Origin of the sequence: Bradyrhizobium sp. 154 (assembly GCF_023073875.1) — a bacterium.
Taxonomy (GTDB): domain Bacteria; phylum Pseudomonadota; class Alphaproteobacteria; order Rhizobiales; family Xanthobacteraceae; genus Bradyrhizobium.
On the sequence record NZ_JADPKG010000112.1, the window covers coordinates 224757 to 243036 of the forward strand.

Below are 18280 nucleotides of genomic sequence, written 5' to 3' on the forward strand. Positions count from 1 at the left end.
GCTTCGTCGCAAGGGCGCCTCGCAATGACGACTTCCTCGTGGTACACGCTGATCTGAGACCACCCAGCGAGCAACCGGTTTGGCGAAGGCAAAGCGAACTCTGAAATGGCAGCGCGATCCCGAGGGGATGCGGCTGCGTATTCTCGAGGCCGCCAAGCAGGAGTTTGCGGCCCACGGGCTCGCCGGCGCGCGCGTCGACCGCATCGCCGCCAAGGCCGGCGCCAACAAGCGTATGCTCTACTACCATGTCGGCAACAAGGACGAGCTCTATCTCGCCGTGCTTGAAGGTGCCTATGACAAGATCCGCAGCGAGGAGCGCGGGCTCGATCTCGAGCATCTCGACCCGCCCGAGGCGATCCGGCGGCTGATCGAATTCACCTGGAATTACTTCCTGCGCAATCCCGAATTCCTGTCGCTGCTCCAGACGGAGAATCTCGCGCGCGCAAAGCACCTGAAGCGCTCGACCAAGGTCAAGTCGATGCACTCGCCCTTCGTCGAGATGATCCGCACCGTGGTGCGCCGCGGCGTCGACAGCGGCGACTTCCAGGTCGCGGTCGATCCGGTGCAGCTCTACATCTCGATCGCGGGACTCTGCTTCTTCTATCTCTCGAATTCGGCGACGCTCAGCGTGATCTTCGGCCGCGATCTGCTGGACAAGAAGGCCAAGGACGAACGGCTGGCGCACATGGTGGGCCTCGTGCTGGCTGCGCTGACGGGTCAGTCCCTGGCGCTGTTCGAGATCGCGAAAGCGCCGAAATCGCGCAGCGTGGTGGTTCAGACAGCGTAGCTGCGCGTCCCCGCGCCCTGGCGGATTTGGCATTCGCCGTTCCTCAATCTCCGCTGTCATTCCCCGCTTTCGCGGGGAATGACACCGAGATTTTTCGCGGCAGTCCCGCTACGCGGCCCTTCACACGACATCCTTCACGTTCAGCGACTGGAACCCGCCCAAAAGGTCACAGGGAAAGCTCTGGACAGTATTTATCCAACGGGTTAATTTCTCCGCCAACGACAAAGATTGTCGGGAGTGAGACGTGGCTGAGTTGAAGCCGCAGAGTGCGGTGTCCAAGATGCTGAATGCGGCCTGGGTTCGGCCGTTTTTGTTCCTGGTCTTCATCGTCGTGGCTTGGGATCTGGCGATCCGGCTGTTCAAAATTCCCCCCTACCAGATCCCGTCGCCTGCCGACGTCGTGGCGGTGCTGCGCACCGAATGGCCGGAACTGCTGCGCCAGTCTTGGCCGACCACCTATGCGACCGTGTGCGGCTTCGTGCTGTCGGCGCTGTTCGGCATTCCCGTCGCAATGCTGATTGCCGGCTCCAAGACGGTGGAGAGCTACGTCTATCCGCTGCTGGTGTTCTCGCAATCCGTGCCGAAGATCGCGATCGCGCCGCTGTTCGTGGTCTGGTTCGGCTTCGGCATCATCCCGAAGGTGATCTCGGCGTTCCTGCTGGGCTTCTTCCCCGTCGTGGTCTCGGCCGTGCAGGGCTTTAAATCGGTCGATCCTGATATGGTCGATCTCGCCCGCGCCATGCAGGGCAGCCGCTTCCAAGTGTTCCGCGCGGTGAACCTGCCGCATGCGCTGCCCGCGATCTTCTCCGGTCTCAAAGTCTCGGTGACGCTCGCCGTGGTCGGCGCGGTCGTCGGCGAGTTTGTCGGCTCCAATTCCGGCATCGGCTACGTCATGCAGCGCTCGATCGGCACCTTCGACCTGCCGACGATGTTCGCTGCCCTCGTGATCCTGGCACTACTCGGCGTGGTCCTGTTCTGGATCGTGGACCGGATCGAGAAGCTGGTCATCCCCTGGCATGTCAGCCAGCGTGAGGACGTGATTTTCGCCTCTTAAGCAATTCTCGGCTCTGAAGTGAAGCAACGAACGGCCGCCAACGGCCGACGCAATAACGACAAGGGAGAGTAACGATGAAGCGGTGGATAGGGGTCGTCTCGGCAGCGCTGATGGTGTTTGCGGCGATGCCGGCACAGGCGGCCGATAAGGTCGTGCTGATGCTGAACTGGTACGTCTATGGCGAGCACGCGCCGTTCTATTACGGCAAGGCCAAGGGCATCTATGCGGCCGAAGGCATCGACCTCGAGATCCAGGAAGGCCGCGGCTCGGCTGCGACCACGCAGGCCGTCGCGGCGAAGACCGCCGATTTCGGCTATGTCGACGTTCCCACCATGATGCGGGCCGCAATCAAGGGTGCGCCGGTGGTTGCGACCGGCGTGCTGCTCCAGACCAGCCCGATGTCCGCCATGGGCTTCGTCGACAAGAACATCAAGAAGCCCGAAGACATCAAGGGCAAGACGGTGGCGATCACGCCGGCCGATTCCATGACCCAGATCTGGCCGCTGTTCCTGAAGAAGACCGGCCTGAAGGAGAGCGACTTCAAAACCGTTGCCGGCGACGGCCAGACCAAGCTCAACGCCGTCATCAACGGTCAGGCGGATCTCTTGCTCGGCTACGTCATGGACCAGTCGATGAAGATCAAGGACGCCACCGGGAAGGACGTCTATCCGATCAAGTTCGCCGACTACGGCATCAACATGGTTTCGTCAGGCATCATCGCCAACACCGACTATGTGAAGGCCAATGCCGATCTGGTTCGCCGCTTCATGTCGGCGACGACGAAAGCGGTCGAGGCCGCCGAGAAGGAGCCGAACGCCGCGGCGCAATCGATTCTCGATGCTAATCCCAAGGGCGGCAAGATCGATACGCTGACACAGGGCTTCGAACTGACCATCCCGCTCTACCGGACCGCGGACACCAAGAGCAAGCGGCCGTTCCAGGTCACCGACCAGAACATGACCGAGACCGTCAATCTTCTCGTCGAATATGGCGGCCTCGATGCCAAGGCCAAGGAGAACCCGAAGGCGTTCTACACCAACGACTATTTGCCGAAGAGCGGATCGTGAAGATAACAACACCGTCATTCCGGGATGGTCCGAAGGACCAGACCTCAGGTGCGCAATTGCGCACCGGGGAATCTCGAGATTCCGGGTTCGGCCTTCGGCCGCCCCGGAATGACGGCTCACATTGTCGAGTGGACTTGACGAGATGACCCCAGCAACGAAGGTGGTAGGTGACATCCAGCCGGCCGCGCATCTGCGTCTGGTGTTAGGCCGTGCCGGCGATGCGTCGGGCATCAAACTGTCCGGCGTGTCCAAGACCTACCGGACGCGCGACGGCGATGTGCCGTCGCTGCGGCCGCTCGATTTCAACATCAATGATGGCGAGTTCTTCGTCGTGGTCGGCCCAAGCGGCTGCGGCAAGTCCACGCTGCTCAAGCTGATCTCGGGATTGCTGCCGCCGACTACGGGCGAGATCCTGGTCGAGGGCGAGAGGGTGACGACGCCGCACGGCAATGTCGGCATCGTCTTCCAGAACGCGTTGCTCCTGCCCTGGCGCAACATCCTCAACAACGTCATGCTGCCGATCGACATGAAGCGGCTGGCGCGGGACAAATATCTCGCCCGCGCCAAGGATCTGTTGAAGCTGGTCGGGCTCGAAGGCTTCGAGAAGAAGCTGCCATGGCAGCTCTCCGGCGGCATGCAGCAGCGCGCCTCGATCTGCCGAGCGCTGGTGCACGATCCCAAGATCATGCTGATGGACGAGCCGTTCGGCGCGCTCGATGCGCTGACGCGCGAACGCATGAACGTCGAATTGATGCGGATCCAGCGCGAGACCAGGAAGACGGTGCTGCTGATCACGCATTCGATTCCGGAAGCCGTCTTCCTCGCCGATCGCGTACTGGTCATGACCGAGCGCCCCGGTGCGATCGCCGCGATCTATGATGTGCCGCTGCCGCGTCCGCGCTCGCTCGACGTGATGGCCGATCCCGTGTTCACCGAGCTCGTGCAACGCATCCGCAAGCATTTCTTCTCCCAAGGTGCATTGGACTGAAGCCATGGGATATCTCGGTCGCGACCACCAAGCCGGTGCGCTCCCTCCCCCGCCTGCGGGGGAGGGCTGGGGAGAGGGTGTCTTGGCTGGCAAGAATCCCCAAGAGGATAGAACCCTCACCCGGCGCTTCGCGCCGACCTCTCCCGCAAGCGGGAGAGGCGCGTCGCCCGCGGCCATACCGCTCGCACCAAGTTCAACTCGTTTTGTCATTAGACCATGTCACCCCGTCTGAAGCTGCGAGATATCGCATTCTTCGAACGTCCCGTGCATTTCGCGCGGCCGTTCCGCTTTGGCGCGATTGCCATCAGCGCGACGCCGCAGCTGTTCGTGCGGGTCGAGATCGAGGTCGAGGGCAAGGGAAGCGCGGTCGGCGCCAGCGCCGAGCTGCTGGTGCCGAAATGGTTCGACAAACGGCCGGAGCTGTCGCCGGCGCAGACGGTCGATGGTTTGCGACGCTCGCTGGAGATTGCGCGCGGACTTTATCTGGCGCGGACTGGATATTTGACGGCGTTCGATCTGCATGCCTCGTGCATCGGCGCCCAGGTCGCGACCTGCGCGAAGAAGAACATTCCGGCGCTTGCCGCGGTCTATGGTCCAGCGGAAATCGACAAGGCGATCCTCGATGCCCTGCTCCGCGCCGCCGAGACCAGCTTCTTCGATGGGATGGCCGCTAATATCGCGGGCATCGATGCGCGGCTGTCGCCTGACCTGAGCGAAAGGGACATCAGAACGTTTCTCTCGAGCCGGAAGCGGCTGGAGCGTGTTGCCATCAGGCATACCGTCGGCCTTGATGATGCCGTTGAAGGTGAGGGCGGAGTTGCCGACTCACGCGAGAACGCCGGTGCTCGCTATTTCAAGCTCAAGCTGTCGGGCGATCCCGCCGCCGACGCGGCGCGGCTGGCGCGGATCGGCAAGGAGCTCGATACGCTCGGACATGATTACAAGGCGTCGCTCGACGCCAACGAGCAATACGCCGATCTCGCCGCGTTGCAGGCGCTGGTGGATCGCCTCGATCATGATCCCGCGTTGCGGCCGATCGCCGCGCGCCTGCTCTATGTCGAGCAGCCGATGCCGCGCGACATCACGAGGCAATCGCCACTGGGCTCGCTCGGCGCGCGCGGTTTCATCATCGACGAAGCCGACGATAGCTACGATGCGTTCCCCACAGCGCGGGCCCTTGGCTATCGCGGTATCTCCTCGAAATCGTGCAAGGGTCTCTACAAGGCCATCGTCAACGCCACGCGCGCGGCGAAATGGAGCGCGGAAGGCGAGGCGTTCTTCGTCACCGCCGAGGATTTGACCTGCCAAGCCGGCCTTGCCGTGCAGCAGGACCTTGCGCTCGGTGCCCTGATCGGCGTCACTCATGCCGAACGCAACGGCCATCACTATGTCGACGGCTTTGGCGATACGCCCGCCGCTGAAGCTGCGGCCTTCGCGGCGTTGCATCCCGATCTCTATGCCGATGCCGGGCAGGGCATCCGTCTCTCCATTCACGACGGCGATCTGCTGACGGGATCGCTTCATGCTGCGGGCTTCGCCACCTCGGTCCATCCGGACTGGTCGGCGCTTCGCCCGCTCGAACAGCCAAAATCACTTCAGGAGCAATTGGCATGACCACTCAACGCCTCGGCCTCATCATGAACGGCGTCACCGGCCGCATGGGGCTCAACCAGCATCTGATCCGCTCGATCGTCGCGATCCGCGACCAGGGCGGCGTCCGCTTGAAGAACGGCGACCGCGTGATGCCCGACCCGATCCTGGTCGGCCGCAGCGCCGACAAGGTCGAGGCCCTAGCCAAGCGCTACAACATCACGCGCTGGACCACTGACCTCGACGCCGCGCTCGCCGACAAGAACGACACCATGTTCTTCGACGCCGCGACCACGCAGGCCCGGCCGGGCCTTCTGACCCAGGCCATCAATGCCGGCAAGCATGTCTATTGCGAGAAGCCGATTGCGACGAATTTCGAGGCGGCCGTCGAGGTCGTGAAACTCGCTAACGCAAAGGGCGTCAAGCACGGCACGGTGCAGGACAAGCTGTTCCTGCCCGGCCTGAAGAAGATCGCCTTCCTGCGCGACTCCGGCTTCTTCGGCCGCATCCTCTCGGTGCGCGGCGAGTTCGGCTATTGGGTGTTTGAAGGCGGTTGGCAGGAGGCGCAGCGGCCGTCCTGGAATTACCGCGACGAGGACGGCGGCGGCATCATCTTGGACATGGTCTGCCACTGGCGCTACGTGCTCGATAATCTCTTTGGCGAGGTCGAGAGCGTGAGCTGCATCGGCAACACCGACATTCCCGAGCGCTACGACGAGCAGGGCAAGAAATACAAGGCGACTGCGGACGACTCGGCTTACGCGACGTTCCAGCTCAAGGGCGGCGTCATCGCCCACATCAATATGTCCTGGGTGACGCGGGTCTACCGCGACGACCTCGTCACTTTCCAGGTCGACGGCACGCTCGGCTCCGCGGTCGCAGGGCTCACCGATTGCGTGATCCAGGCCCGGCAGGCGACGCCCCGTCCGGTGTGGAATCCCGATGAGAAGCGGCTGCACGATTTCTACGGCGACTGGCAGAAGATGCCCGACAACGTCTCCTACGATAACGGCTTCAAGGAGCAGTGGGAGATGTTCATCCGCCACGTCTACGAGGATGCGCCATACAAGTTCACGCTGCTCGAAGGCGCCAAGGGCGTGCAGCTCGCCGAGTGCGCGTTGAAGAGCTGGAAGGAGCGGCGCTGGATCGACGTCGCCCCGATCACGGCCTGAAGTCGAGTCCTAGTGTCAGTTGAGCCGTCATTGCGAGGAGCGAAGCGAAGCAATCCAGACTTTCTTTGCGGAGACGTTCTGGATTGCTTCGCTTCGCTCGCGATGACGGAGAGAGGTCAAAAATCATGAACAAGCCCGTCCAGCCCAAGCCTGCGCCTTCAATGTCGTCATTGTCGCTCAAGCTGCCGAAGGCCGATCGTTCGATCGAGACCTACCGGCTCGCGGCCTCGCGCACGTTTCCCGCAAAGCTCGAGGGCCCGCTGAGCCGCATCGCCTTCTCGGCCGTGCACACGGTCGCCGACCCCTTCGCCGACAACGATCCCTGGCTTTCGGTCGCTGTCGACTGGGACAGGACCATCGCCTTCCGCGAGCACGTCTGGGACCTCGGTCTCGGCGTTGCCGAGGCGATGGACACCGCGCAGCGCGGCATGGGGCTGGACTGGCCGACCTCGCTGGAGCTGATCACACGGTCGGTCGCTGCCGCCAAGCGTCGCAACGCACTGGTGTTCTCCGGCGCGGGCACCGACCATCTCGCGGTCGAGGATGCCAAGACCATCGACGACGTGATCCGCGCCTATGAGGAGCAGATCTCGGCGGTCGAGAAGGTCGGCGGCCGCATCATCCTGATGGCGTCGCGGGCGCTTTCCAAGCTCGGCCGCAATGCCGATGATTACGCCAAGGTCTATGATCGCGTGCTCTCGCAGGTCCGAGAGCCCGTGATCATCCACTGGCTGGGCGATATGTTCGATCCGGCGTTGACGGGCTATTGGGGTACCAAGGATCTCGACAACGCAATGGATATTGCGGTCGCCATCATCAACGCCAACGCTGCCAAAGTCGACGGCGTCAAGGTCTCGCTGCTCGACAAGCAGCGTGAAATCGATATGCGCCGACGCCTCGACAAGCGCATCAAGATGTACACTGGCGATGATTTCAACTATGCGGAGCTGATCGCCGGGGACAGCGAAGGCTTTTCGCATGCGCTGCTTGGCATCTTCGACGCCATCGCGCCGGCAGCATCCTACGCGCTGTCGCGGCTGGCGGCCGGCGATGAAGCCGGCTTCCACGACGTGCTGGGACCGACCGTTCCCTTGTCGCGCCACATCTTCAAAGCGCCGACGCGCTTCTACAAGACCGGGGTGGTGTTCATGGCTTATCTCAACGGCCACCAGGACCACTTCACCATGGTGGGTGGCCAGGAGAGCGCGCGCTCGATGCTGCATCTGGCCGAGCTGTTTCGCCTTGCTGACCAAGCGGGCCTGCTCGCCAATCCGGAACTCGCGACACAGCGGATGAAGACTGTGCTGGCCTCGCACGGACTTGAATCCTGATGCGCGATTTCTCGTCCGACCATCGCTGGCTGTCGCTGAACACGGCGACGGTCCGCAAGCAGGGTGACCTCATCGAGATCATCGATGCCTGTGCGAAGCAGGGCATCCGCGCCATCGATCCCTGGCGCGACCAGGTTGCTTCTGTCGGGCTCGACCGCGCGGTACGCGCCGTGCGCGACGCCGGCCTCGATCTCTCAGGTTATTGCCGCGGCGGCATGTTCACCTCGGATTGTTCGCGCCGGGGCGAAGTGCGCGACGACAACCGGCGCTGTGTGGATGAGGCGAAGGCGCTCGGCGCGCCCTGCATCGTACTCGTGGTCGGCGGCCTGCCGCAATATTCGCGGCCGGGCAGCAAGGCCTCGAAGGACATCGCCGCAGCGCGCGGGCAGGTCGAGGAAGCGCTGGCCGAGATGCTCGATTACGCCAAGCAGGCAGGCCTGCCGTTGGCGATCGAGCCGTTGCACCCGGCCTATGCAGCCGACCGCGCCTGCGTGAACACCACAAAACAGGCGCTCGACATCTGCGACCGGCTCGACCCCGGCCGCAGCGGCATGCTCGGCGTTGCGCTCGACGTCTATCACATCTGGTGGGATCCGGAGCTGATGGGCCAGATCGCGCGCGCCGGCCAAGATCGCCTGCTCGCCTTCCACGTCTGCGATTGGATGGTGCCGACCAAGGACATCCTCAACGACCGCGGCATGATGGGCGACGGCGTCATCGACATCAAATCCGTGCGTCAAGCGGTCGAAGCGCAGGGTTTTGCCGGCTATTCGGAGATCGAAATCTTCTCCAATGACTGGTGGGCCAAACCGATGGACGAGGTGCTGCGCACCTGCATCGCGCGGCACAAGACGGTGGTGTAGGTCACGCGCGCGCTGCCCTTACTGTCCTGCAACCTGTTGCAGCGTATTGAAGCGCGCCTTCTGCTCGCTGCTCAGCGTCGCGTAGAACTCGTCCAGTGCGGGTTGCACCAGCTTGGCGGCGGCGAGCATGGCTTGGAGACGATCCGCCATGGCTTCCAGGCGTCCGACTGGTGTCAACGGCACACTGTCCGGGCAGACGGCTTGCAGTGCTGCGACTGCCTGCTTCGTCGCATCGTCCAAGCGCTCGAGCGCATCCTTCTGCTTGCCTGCCGGACGGACAACGGCGTCGATGCGTTCGATCGGCAACTGGGTCAGGCCGGACTTCGGATCGCCGCAACCCTCGGCACTGGCTTCCTGCTGCTGTGACGAGCGGTCGCCGACAGGGGGCCCAAGCGCGTTGAAGCGCGCTTGCTGTTCGTCGCTGAGCGAGTTGTAGAATTTCTCCAGTGCCGGTCGCACGATCTTGACCGCTTCCAGTGTCGCGCTGATGCGATTCATCATCGCGCGCAGGCGGCCAGGCGGCGTCAATGCATAAGTCTCCGCGCAGGAATCCTTGAACACGGCGGCCGCGTTGGCCGCCGCGGTCTTCAACTCGTCGAGCAGCGCGCGTTGCTCCGGCGTCGGCTGCACTGCTTTCGCGATATCGGCAAGCGGCCAAGCCGTCACGCCCTTGTCTGGTGTGCCGCACAATTGCTGTAGCGTCTGCGGGCTCACGCTGGCGCGCGGGCGCGCCCGGCGGCCGCCGCCGGCTTGCGGATAGTCATACGGGTTGGTGCTGGCATAGGCGGAATAGGGGCCGTCACCGCCCCAGAACACGGTGTCGACGAAATCGTCATACGCGTACGCCCAATAGCCGGGCTCATAAGCATAGGACCAGAACGTGTAGTTGAAAATGTCGGAATAGGCGTATGGCCAGAACACCGGCCCAAGCCACGCCACGAAAGCCGCGGGATGGCGGTGACGCCAGGCCTGCCGGGGAGCCCAGCCGCTCTGGCGGGTGAGGAGGGCCGCTTGGGTCTGCGGATTGGCCTGCTCACGGAAGCGCGCGGCAAACCGCCCGCGCTCAGCAGCCTGCGCGGTGGTCGTGGTGGTCGGGGTGCGCGCGGCCGGGGCCTGGAGGCCAAGCCGCTGCTGGCGCGCCAGGTCGCTCTGCTGCGCGCGCTGCTCACGATCAAGCAAGCGGTTCTGCGCCTGGAGCGTCCTTTGCTGCAGGCGTTGCGCCCGCACGCTTTCCGGCTTTTGCGATTGCAACTGCTGCACACGCTGCTGGAGTCGTTCGATACGGGTCTGACGCTCCGTCGTCTGGCGGGACAGCATCTCGCGCTGCCGCTGCTGCACCATCTGCTCACGCTGCTGGACTTGCTGCTGGCGCTGTTGCGCGCGCTGTTCAATCTGATCCCGCCGCGACAGCCGCTCGCTCGCGGCCGGCGGTCCGCTGGGGCGCGATGGGGCCGCGATGTGCGGCATTGGCCGAGGCGCCATGGCCGGACGTTGCGGTGCTGCCGGCGCCCGATGGAATTCAGGCCGCGGTGTCACCACGTGCGGGGCTGCCCGCGGCGGTGCAGCGAAATGTGGGGACGGGCGCGGTGGCGGTGAGGCAATACGCGGCGCCGGATGTGGCGCCATGGCTGGTCGCTGCGGCATGGCCGGCCGCTGCATGGCCGGGGGATGATGGAAAGCCGGCGCTGCGGGGCGTGCCATGGCTGGCGGCGCCGCCGGATGGGCCATGGCCGGTGGTGCTGCTGGCCGAGCCGCCGGTGCTGCGGCCGGACCGGGTGGTCCGCCCCTTCCGTGTCCGAGTCCTTGGGCGAAAGCGCCGGCGCTCGTCGCCAGCACCGAGACACCAACTAAAAAAGCCGTAAGGCAAACGCAACGCGGAAGCATGGTTCTAGCTCCCAGCTCGTCATCGCCCACGAACTTCAACGCACAGATGGCGGGATCGTTCGTTCTTGACCGCGGCCGGCATTGCGATCTTCCGACGCAGGCAGCCTCAAGAGAAATCCTGGGTCAGGGTGGTGGCGAGCCGCTCCAGCGCCCAGTCGACCTGGTCGCTGGTGATCACCAGCGGCGGGGCGATGCGGATCGTGTATTCATGAGTATCCTTGGCGAGGATGCCCTTGCCCTGGAGCGCCTCACAATAACGGCGTGCTCCCCCGGCCTCTGGATGCAGCTCGACCGCCAGCATCAAGCCGCGTCCGCGCACCTCGCGGATCGTGTTGGCACGGATGCCCTTCAAGCCTTCGAGAAAGCGCGCGCCCTGCCTGGCCGCGTTCTCGATCATGCCTTCCTCGACCAGCACGCGCATCGCCGCGCGCGCCACCGCGCAGGCAAGCGGATTGCCGCCAAAGGTCGAACCATGCTGTCCGGGTCTCAGCGTCCCGAGCACGTCGTTATTCGAGAGCACGGCCGACACGGGGTAGAAGCCACCGGACAGGGCCTTGCCGAGCAGCGTCACGTCCGCCTCGATTCCCTCGTGCTGTTCGGCGAGCAGCTTGCCGGTACGGCCGAGCCCGGTCTGGATCTCGTCGAGCACCAGCATCACGTTGTTGGCCGTGCAGAGCTGACGCACCTTCGTGAAATAGCCGGCTGGAGGAATGACGACACCGGCTTCGCCCTGGATCGGCTCGACCAGAAAGGCGACGGTGTTCGGCGTGATTGCGTCTTCCAGCGCCGCGGCATCCCCGAACGGGATGATCCTGAAGCCAGGCGCGAACGGACCGAAGTGTGTGCGTGTCTCGGGATCGGTGGAAAAGCTGACGATGCCCAGCGTGCGTCCATGGAAATTGTTGGCGCAAACGATGATCTCGGCCTGGCCGTCCGGCACGCCCTTCACCTCGTAGCCCCATTTGCGGACCGACTTGATCGCGCTTTCGACCGCCTCGGCGCCGCTGTTCATCGGCAGCACCTTGTGGGAGCCGGTGAGCGCCGCGATTTCCTCGTAGAATAAGGCGAGCTGGTCGTTGTGAAAGGCGCGCGAGGTCAGCGTCAGCCTGTGCGCCTGTTCGACCAGTGCTGCCAGGATTTTGGGGTGGCAGTGGCCCTGGCTGACCGCCGAATAGGCCGAGAGGCAATCGAGATAACGGTTGCCTTCGGTATCCCACACCCAGACACCTTCGCCGCGGGACAGGACGACCCCGATCGGCTCGTAATTGTGGGCTCCAAAGCGTGCTTCTGTTGCGATGAAATCAAGGACCGACGAGCTCATCTGTCGTCACTCCATTGCCGCGCACGGGGGCGTCAACCGACTGCACCGCCGGCGGCCCTCAACTTGATCTAGGTATCAGCTTGCCGCCTCGGAAGCCTTCATGCGTCCGATGGTTGGCCCCTCCCGATTGCCAGAAATATCAGAGGGTTCCCTACTGTGCATGGGGTTGTTTTCGTCATTTTTGTTTGGAGGCTTCATCCGATCGCGCAGGGCACGCTCAAAAAGCCGCGAAACCGGACCCGCCCGCCCCGCACCGGCTGCCCGGTCACGGCATAGTTCGGGAAGCGCGCCAGGAAGCGCGAGATCGCGATCGCGCCTTCCAGCCGCGCCAGGGCCATGCCCGCGCATTGATGCGCGCCCGTGGCGAAGGCGAGGTGCCGGTTCGGCGTGCGCGCGATGTCGAAGCGTTCGGGCTCCGGAAACTGTGCGGGGTCGCGGTTGGCCGCGCCAATGCACAGCGTCACCGAGGTGCCGGCGTCGAGCATGACGCCGCCGAGCTCGACCTTCTCCGTGGTCATCCGATTGCCGAGCTGGTTGGAGCTCTCGTAGCGCAGCATCTCCTCGACGGCGGTCTTGATCATGTCGGGGTTGGCGATCAAGCGCTGCTTCTGGTCCAGATTGCGGTGCAGCGCGACGAGGCCGTTGCCGATCAGGTTGGTGGTGGTCTCGTGGCCGGCATTGAGCAGGAAGATGCAATTGTGCAGCAGCTCCTTCTCGGTCAGCCGCTCGCCGTTCTCCTCGCCGTTCCCTTCTCCTTGGATCAGGCGCGTCAGCACGTCGCGATCGGGATTGCCGGGCTTTCGGCGCCGGCGCGCGACCAGCGTCTCGAGGTAGGCGAGGAAGTCCTGCACCGCTCTGTTGCCGCGCGCGGCCGCTTCGGGCGACACCACCGGTTCGAGCGCACCCAGGATCGCCAGCGACCAGTCGCGCAGCGGCGCGCGTTCCTCGTGGGGCACGTCGAGCAGATTGCCGATCACTTCGATCGGAATGGAGGCGGCAAAGTCCTCGATCAGCTCGCAAGCCCCCTTGGCGGCGATGGCGTCGAGCAGGCCGTCGACCAGCTTGATGAGGTCGCCCTCCATGCCGGCGATGGCGCGAGGCGACAGTGCGCCCATGATCAGGCGGCGCACGCGGGTATGGGAGGGCGGATCGTTGAAGACGAGGCTCGTGGTGTGATGCTCGTAGAGCAGGCTGTCGCCGTATTTCGGCGCGAACTCGCGCTTCTTGTCCGAGCTGAACGATTTGGTGTTCTTGTAGGTGGTGACGAGATCGTCATAGCGGGTCAGGAACACGGTGCCGTTCGGTAGGCGTTTGACCGGTTCGTTCTCCCGCAGTGCACGGTAGGTCGGATAGGGGTCGTCGTAGAACTCAGGCGTCAGCTTCTCGAGATCGAAGCTTGCCGCCAGCTCCTTCGCATCTGCGTTCATTCCGTTATACTCGCCGGTTAAAGCCGATATGCCGTTTTTGTTGTTCTGGCCGACGCGCGCATGCGTCTACAGTCGCGCCGTCTTTGCTAGCTGACCGGACAGGAAAATGCACGCGCGCGCTGACGCTCCCGACACGGCCCCGGAAGCAAGTGTTCTTTGGCCCGACGATATTTTCGCGACATTGCAGCGCTTCGACGTCCGGCAGGTGCCGTACGTGCCCGATGCCGGTCACTCGAAGCTGATCCAGCGCGTGCTGGCTTCCTCCACGATGCGCGGCATTCCGCTGACAACGGAGGAGGAGGGCGTGGCACTTCTCGCCGGCGCCTGGGCGGGCGGACAGCGCGGCGTGTTGCTGATGCAGTCGAGCGGTGTCGGCAATTGCATCAACATGCTGTCGCTGATCCCGATCCTGCGCTTTCCGTTCCTCACGCTCGTGACCATGCGGGGCGAGTGGGGCGAGTTCAATCCGTGGCAGGTGCCGATGGGGTCGACCACGCAGGGGGTGTTCGAGCTTTCCGGCGTCAAGGTGCTGCGCGCCTCGAACCCGGCCGAGGTGCCGGCCGTGCTGGAGGCGGCCGCAGCGCAGGCCTATAACGCACTCACTCCCACCGCCGTCCTTCTGTCGCAGCGCCTGATCGGTGCCAAGGTTTTCACCAAATGAGCAAGGCCAATCTCCTCGACCGCCGCCAAGTGGTGTCCACGCTGCTCGCGGAGCGCAAGGATGTGATCGCGATTGGCGGCTTGGGTGCCTCCACCAACGACATGTGCGCGGCCGGCGACCACGCGCGCAACTTCTATCTCTGGGGTGGCATGGGCGGAGCTGCGATGATCGGGCTCGGGCTCGCGCTGGCGCAGCCAAAGCTGCCGGTGCTGGTCATCACCGGTGATGGCGAGATGCTGATGGGCATGGGCAGTTTGGCCACCATCGGGCTGCAGAAGCCGGCCAATCTCTCCATCGTCGTGCTCGACAACGAGGCCTATGGCGAGACCGGCGGCCAGACCAGCCACACCTTCGCGGCTGCCGACCTCGTCGGCATCGCCCGGGCCTGCGGCATCGAGGACAGCCGGGCCGTCACGACCATGGCCGAGGTCGAGGCCTTCGCCAAAGCCGTCCACGACGTTTCCGCGGGGCCACGCTTTGCCAATGTGAAGATCGACAGCGCCAGCGTTGAGCGGATCTTGCCGACCCGGGACGGGACCTACATCGTCAACCGGCTCCGGGGCGACCTGGGCTTCCGGCCGATTTAGGGCCGGCCTTGCCGATGTCGTCGTCCTGCTCGTGCGCCGTGTGCGCGAGCCAGTTTCGACCCAATCTAGAGGTTGCGATGCAGCATAGTGCTTGACTTTTGCGTGGGTGAGTGCTTACTCACTAGCATGAGCTCATTGCGTATGACGAGCGACCTGAGGCGTCAATTGATCCTCGGTGCCGCGAAACGTTGCTTTGCCCGACACGGCTATAACGGCACCACGACCAAGAGCGTGGCGGCCGCCGCTGCTATTTCCGAGGCGCTGCTGTTCAAGCATTTCCCGTCCAAGGCGGCGCTCTACGCCGAGATCCTGAGCGACGAATGCGAGGCGGATCCGGCCCTGATGGAGCTGCTCGAACGGGAGCCCTCGACTGCCACCCTGGTCGAGGTGATCCGCGGCATGGTCGAGCATTTCCTTCACATCGCCGACGGGCCCGACCAGGAGGAGGCGCAGCGCCTGCGACTGATGGCCACGAGCCATTTGGATGATGGCGAATTCGCCCGTTTGCTATATGCCAAGATCGAGACGCTGATCGGGGCTGTCTTCGTCGCCTCACTCGAGCGCGCGGTTGCCGCGGGGGACGCACGGCCGTGCACTGGCGATCCACTCAACCTGTTCTGGTTCGCGCATCATTCGGTGATGACGGCGGCGCTGACCAGGCTGCCGGCCACGCCCTGTCTCGCTTACGGCAAGGCAAACGATCTGGAGCGGCAGCTCTGTGAATTTCTCCTGAGAGGTATCGGACTTAACGACGCCGCAATTGCTGCGCATCTAGGCCACAATCAGGCCGCGAATGCCGGCAAGACGGCGATTGCAGAAAGTGCATGACATGAACATCGTAGCCGAACACAAGATTTCGGGCCAACCGATCGACAACAAGGCTCCCAAGCGTCCGGTCCGGCCGGTGCTGTGGTTCATCATCGTCGGCGCGCTTCTCGCCGCGCTCGTCGGTGGCCTCGTCTGGTTCAATTATTTCCGCGGCCAGATGATCAAGCAGTTCTTCGCCAACAACAAGCCGCCGCCGACCGCGGTAAGCGCGGCCGAGGCGAAGTCGGAGGTGGTGCCGAACCTGCTCACCGCGGTCGGCAGCCTTGTCGCCGTGCATCAGGTCGACGTCAGCGCCGATGTCAATGGCCGCGTCACCGAGATCAAGTTCGAGCCCGGTACGCGTGTCGAAGCCGGCACGCCGCTGGTGCAGCTGTTCGACGCACCGGAGCAGGGCGATCTCGCCAATTACAAGGCGCAGGCGACCGTCGCGCAGCTGTCGCTCGACCGCGCCAAGCAGCTGGCCTCGCGCCAGTTCGGCCCGCAGGCGACCGTCGATCAGGCTCAGGCTGCCTACGACCAGGCGCAGGCCGGCATCGCCAAGACCGAGGCGCTGATTTCGCAGAAGCTGGTCCGCGCGCCGTTCTCCGGCGATCTTGGCATGCGCAAGGTCGAGGTCGGACAATATCTGACGGCCGGCACGGCGATCGTCTCGCTGACCGACTTGTCCGAGCTGTGGGCCAACTTCACGGTGACGGAAAAGGACTCTGGCAGCCTGAAGGTCGGCCAGACTGTCCGGCTCAGGGTGGATGCCTATCCGGGCCGCACCTTCGAGGGCAAGATCACCACGATCGAGCCGCAGATCGCGACCGATACCCGCAACATCCGCGTGCAGGCGACCATCGCCAATCCGGAGAAGATCCTGAAGCCCGGCATGTTCGTCACCACCACGGTGGTGCTGCCGGAGAAGCCGGCCGTGATCACCGTTCCGGAGACAGCGGTCGACTACACGCTGTACGGCGACTCGGTGTTCGTGATCACCGAGAAGAAGGAAGAAGACGGTAAGACCAGTCTCTCTGCGGTACGCACCTTCGTGCAGACCGGCAATCGGGTCGAAGGTCGCGTCGAGATCGTCAAGGGTCTGAAGCCGGGCGACAAAGTCGTCGCCGTCGGCCAGCTCAAGCTGCAATCGGGCGCCCCGGTGTCGATCTCGACCGACCCGGCCCCGGCAATCCCGGCGCAGCCGCCGCGCTACTGACCCATTACAACATTCGCGTGATCCGGCTCGGCCGGATCACGCTTCTTGAGACATAGAAATCGAGATCGCCGCGATGGCCTTTACCGACATTTTCATCAAGCGACCGGTCCTGTCGGTCGTCGTCAGCCTGCTGATCCTGCTGATAGGCCTGCGCGCGGCGATGGTGCTGCCGATCCGGCAGTATCCGAAGCTGTCGAACACCGTCATCAACATCACGACCGTGTATCCCGGCGCATCCGCGGACCTGATCCAGGGCTTCATCACGACGCCGATCGAGCAGGCGGTCGCTTCCGCCGAGGGCGTCGACTACATCACCTCGTCCTCGGTCCTCGGCACCTCGACGATCCAGGTCTATATCAAGCTGAACTTCGATCCGAACCAGGCGCTCACCGAGGTGCTGGCCAAGACGAACTCGGTCAAATATCTGATCCCGAAGGAATCCAACGACCCGATCGTCACCAAGACCACGGGTCAAACCACGGCCGTGATGTATCTCGGCTTCTCGTCCGAGGAGCTATCAGGCTCGGCGATCTCGGATTATCTGACGCGCGTGGTGCAGCCGGTGCTGTCGACGGTCGACGGCGTGGCCTCGGCCGACATTTTGGGCGGCCAGACCTTTGCGATGCGGCTGTGGCTTGATCCCGTTAAGATGGCCGGCCGCAACGTGTCGCCAGCGGACGTTGCGGCGGCGATCCAGGCCAACAACTTCCAGTCCGCGGCGGGCCAGACCAAGGGCTATCTCATCGTCTCGAACGTCTCGACGAATACGGGCCTGACCGACGTCAACCAGTTCAAGAAGATGATCGTCAAGGCCAAGGACGGCGGCTTCGTGCGGATGGAGGACATCGCCACCGTCGAGCTTGCGGCCCAAAGCACGGACGCGAGCGTTGCCTTCAACGGCGAGCATGCGATCTTCATCGGCGTACAGGCAACGCCGCAGGGCAACCCGCTGACGCTGGTCAAGGGCGTGCGCGCGCTGTTCCCCGAGCTCGAACGCAATCTGCCGCCCTCGATGAAGATGAAGGTCGCCTACGACTCGACCAAGTTCATCCAATCCTCGATCGACGAGGTGGAGAAGACGCTGGGCGAAGCCGTGATCATCGTGATCGTGGTGATCTTCCTGTTCCTCGCCTCGCTCCGCTCGGTCATCATTCCTGTCGTCACCATCCCGCTGTCGATGATCGGCGTCTGCACCCTGATGCTGGCGCTGGGCTTCAGCTTCAACCTCCTGACCCTGCTCGCGATGGTGCTCGCGATCGGCCTCGTGGTCGACGACGCCATTGTCGTGGTGGAGAACATCCACCGCCATCTGGAGGAGGGCAAGACGCCGGTACAGGCGTCGCTGCAAGGCGCGCGCGAAATCGTCGGCCCCGTCATCTCGATGACCATCACGCTAGCGGCCGTGTACGCACCGATCGGCTTTCTTGGCGGTCTCACCGGTTCGCTGTTTCGCGAATTCGCCTTCACGCTGGCGGGCTCGGTGATCGTGTCGGGCGTGGTCGCGCTGACGCTGTCGCCGATGATG

16 protein-coding genes are annotated in these 18280 nt (G+C 63.9%); 13 read left to right on the forward strand and 3 right to left on the reverse strand.

Features of this window, described 5'->3' with window-relative positions; genetic code table 11:
* Positions 1-79: 79 nt before the first annotated feature.
* The 8 genes from IVA92_RS28250 to IVA92_RS28285 all read left to right on the forward strand — a co-directional run bounded on the left by IVA92_RS28250 (position 80) and on the right by IVA92_RS28285 (position 8852).
* A complete protein-coding gene (locus IVA92_RS28250) occupies positions 80-787 on the forward strand; it encodes a TetR/AcrR family transcriptional regulator (protein ID WP_247279314.1) in 708 nt (235 codons plus the stop codon).
* 244 nt (positions 788-1031) lie between these two features.
* Positions 1032-1841 carry an ABC transporter permease gene (locus IVA92_RS28255; RefSeq protein ID WP_247279315.1) on the forward strand — a complete coding sequence of 270 codons (810 nt, stop codon included), beginning with the start codon at positions 1032-1034 and terminating at the stop codon, positions 1839-1841.
* A 74-nt stretch (positions 1842-1915) separates the two neighbouring features.
* The gene (locus IVA92_RS28260) at positions 1916-2908 is read left to right on the forward strand and encodes an ABC transporter substrate-binding protein (protein WP_247279316.1); all 993 of its coding nucleotides are present in this window, start codon (positions 1916-1918) and stop codon (positions 2906-2908) included.
* A 142-nt stretch (positions 2909-3050) separates the two neighbouring features.
* Positions 3051-3896: an ABC transporter ATP-binding protein gene (locus tag IVA92_RS28265; protein ID WP_247279317.1), complete on the forward strand. Its 846-nt coding sequence runs from the start codon at positions 3051-3053 to the stop codon at positions 3894-3896.
* Between the two features lie 216 nt (positions 3897-4112).
* Positions 4113-5510, forward strand: coding sequence for a hypothetical protein (locus IVA92_RS28270; protein ID WP_247279318.1), 1398 nt, complete (start codon positions 4113-4115; stop codon positions 5508-5510).
* A complete protein-coding gene (locus tag IVA92_RS28275) occupies positions 5507-6658 on the forward strand; it encodes a Gfo/Idh/MocA family oxidoreductase (protein ID WP_247279319.1) in 1152 nt (383 codons plus the stop codon). Before IVA92_RS28270 ends, IVA92_RS28275 begins: the two co-directional genes overlap by 4 nt.
* Before the next feature lie 125 nt (positions 6659-6783).
* Entirely contained in the window at positions 6784-7989 is a 1206-nt protein-coding gene (locus IVA92_RS28280) for a dihydrodipicolinate synthase family protein (protein WP_247279320.1), read from the forward strand.
* Positions 7989-8852 carry a sugar phosphate isomerase/epimerase family protein gene (locus IVA92_RS28285; RefSeq protein WP_247279321.1) on the forward strand — a complete coding sequence of 288 codons (864 nt, stop codon included), beginning with the start codon at positions 7989-7991 and terminating at the stop codon, positions 8850-8852. The genes IVA92_RS28280 and IVA92_RS28285 overlap by 1 nt, the downstream gene beginning before the upstream one ends.
* Positions 8853-8870: 18 nt before the next feature.
* Here IVA92_RS28285 and IVA92_RS28290 read toward each other — a convergent pair whose 3' ends face one another.
* The 3 genes from IVA92_RS28290 to IVA92_RS28300 all read right to left on the reverse strand — a co-directional run bounded on the left by IVA92_RS28290 (position 8871) and on the right by IVA92_RS28300 (position 13484).
* Complete coding sequence (locus IVA92_RS28290; protein ID WP_247279322.1) at positions 8871-10319, reverse strand: Spy/CpxP family protein refolding chaperone; 1449 nt, start codon at positions 10317-10319, stop codon at positions 8871-8873.
* Positions 10320-10842: 523 nt separating this feature from the next.
* Positions 10843-12057 (reverse strand): ornithine--oxo-acid transaminase, encoded by a 1215-nt coding sequence (rocD, locus tag IVA92_RS28295; protein ID WP_247279323.1) that lies wholly within the window; start codon positions 12055-12057, stop codon positions 10843-10845.
* A gap of 194 nt (positions 12058-12251) precedes the next feature.
* The gene (locus tag IVA92_RS28300) at positions 12252-13484 is read right to left on the reverse strand and encodes a cytochrome P450 (protein ID WP_247279324.1); all 1233 of its coding nucleotides are present in this window, start codon (positions 13482-13484) and stop codon (positions 12252-12254) included.
* A gap of 106 nt (positions 13485-13590) precedes the next feature.
* Here IVA92_RS28300 and IVA92_RS28305 point away from each other — a divergent pair, with 106 nt between their 5' ends.
* The 5 genes from IVA92_RS28305 to IVA92_RS28325 form a co-directional block, all read left to right on the forward strand.
* The gene (locus IVA92_RS28305; protein WP_247279325.1) at positions 13591-14145 is read left to right on the forward strand and encodes a phosphonopyruvate decarboxylase; all 555 of its coding nucleotides are present in this window, start codon (positions 13591-13593) and stop codon (positions 14143-14145) included.
* Positions 14142-14732, forward strand: a complete 591-nt coding sequence (locus tag IVA92_RS28310) for a thiamine pyrophosphate-dependent enzyme (RefSeq protein ID WP_247279326.1) — start codon at positions 14142-14144, stop codon at positions 14730-14732. Before IVA92_RS28305 ends, IVA92_RS28310 begins: the two co-directional genes overlap by 4 nt.
* 126 nt (positions 14733-14858) lie before the next feature.
* Positions 14859-15560: a TetR/AcrR family transcriptional regulator gene (locus IVA92_RS28315; protein ID WP_247279327.1), complete on the forward strand. Its 702-nt coding sequence runs from the start codon at positions 14859-14861 to the stop codon at positions 15558-15560.
* Position 15561: 1 nt separating this feature from the next.
* Entirely contained in the window at positions 15562-16755 is a 1194-nt protein-coding gene (locus IVA92_RS28320) for an efflux RND transporter periplasmic adaptor subunit (RefSeq protein WP_247279328.1), read from the forward strand.
* A 73-nt stretch (positions 16756-16828) separates the two neighbouring features.
* Positions 16829-18280 (forward strand): efflux RND transporter permease subunit (locus tag IVA92_RS28325; RefSeq protein ID WP_247279329.1); only part of this gene is annotated, 1452 nt, incomplete at its 3' end.

Coding starts and splice junctions, on each gene's coding strand:
- IVA92_RS28315 (WP_247279327.1), top strand. CDS start 14,859: ATGAGCTCATTGCGTATGACGAGCGACCTGAGGCGTCAATTGATCCTC.
- IVA92_RS28275 (WP_247279319.1), top strand. CDS start 5,507: ATGACCACTCAACGCCTCGGCCTCATCATGAACGGCGTCACCGGCCGC.
- IVA92_RS28280 (WP_247279320.1), top strand. CDS start 6,784: ATGAACAAGCCCGTCCAGCCCAAGCCTGCGCCTTCAATGTCGTCATTG.
- IVA92_RS28285 (WP_247279321.1), top strand. CDS start 7,989: ATGCGCGATTTCTCGTCCGACCATCGCTGGCTGTCGCTGAACACGGCG.
- IVA92_RS28260 (WP_247279316.1), top strand. CDS start 1,916: ATGAAGCGGTGGATAGGGGTCGTCTCGGCAGCGCTGATGGTGTTTGCG.
- rocD (WP_247279323.1), bottom strand. CDS start 12,057: ATGAGCTCGTCGGTCCTTGATTTCATCGCAACAGAAGCACGCTTTGGA.
- IVA92_RS28300 (WP_247279324.1), bottom strand. CDS start 13,484: ATGAACGCAGATGCGAAGGAGCTGGCGGCAAGCTTCGATCTCGAGAAG.
- IVA92_RS28310 (WP_247279326.1), top strand. CDS start 14,142: ATGAGCAAGGCCAATCTCCTCGACCGCCGCCAAGTGGTGTCCACGCTG.
- IVA92_RS28270 (WP_247279318.1), top strand. CDS start 4,113: ATGTCACCCCGTCTGAAGCTGCGAGATATCGCATTCTTCGAACGTCCC.
- IVA92_RS28265 (WP_247279317.1), top strand. CDS start 3,051: ATGACCCCAGCAACGAAGGTGGTAGGTGACATCCAGCCGGCCGCGCAT.
- IVA92_RS28305 (WP_247279325.1), top strand. CDS start 13,591: ATGCACGCGCGCGCTGACGCTCCCGACACGGCCCCGGAAGCAAGTGTT.
- IVA92_RS28320 (WP_247279328.1), top strand. CDS start 15,562: ATGAACATCGTAGCCGAACACAAGATTTCGGGCCAACCGATCGACAAC.
- IVA92_RS28290 (WP_247279322.1), bottom strand. CDS start 10,319: ATGCCGCACATCGCGGCCCCATCGCGCCCCAGCGGACCGCCGGCCGCG.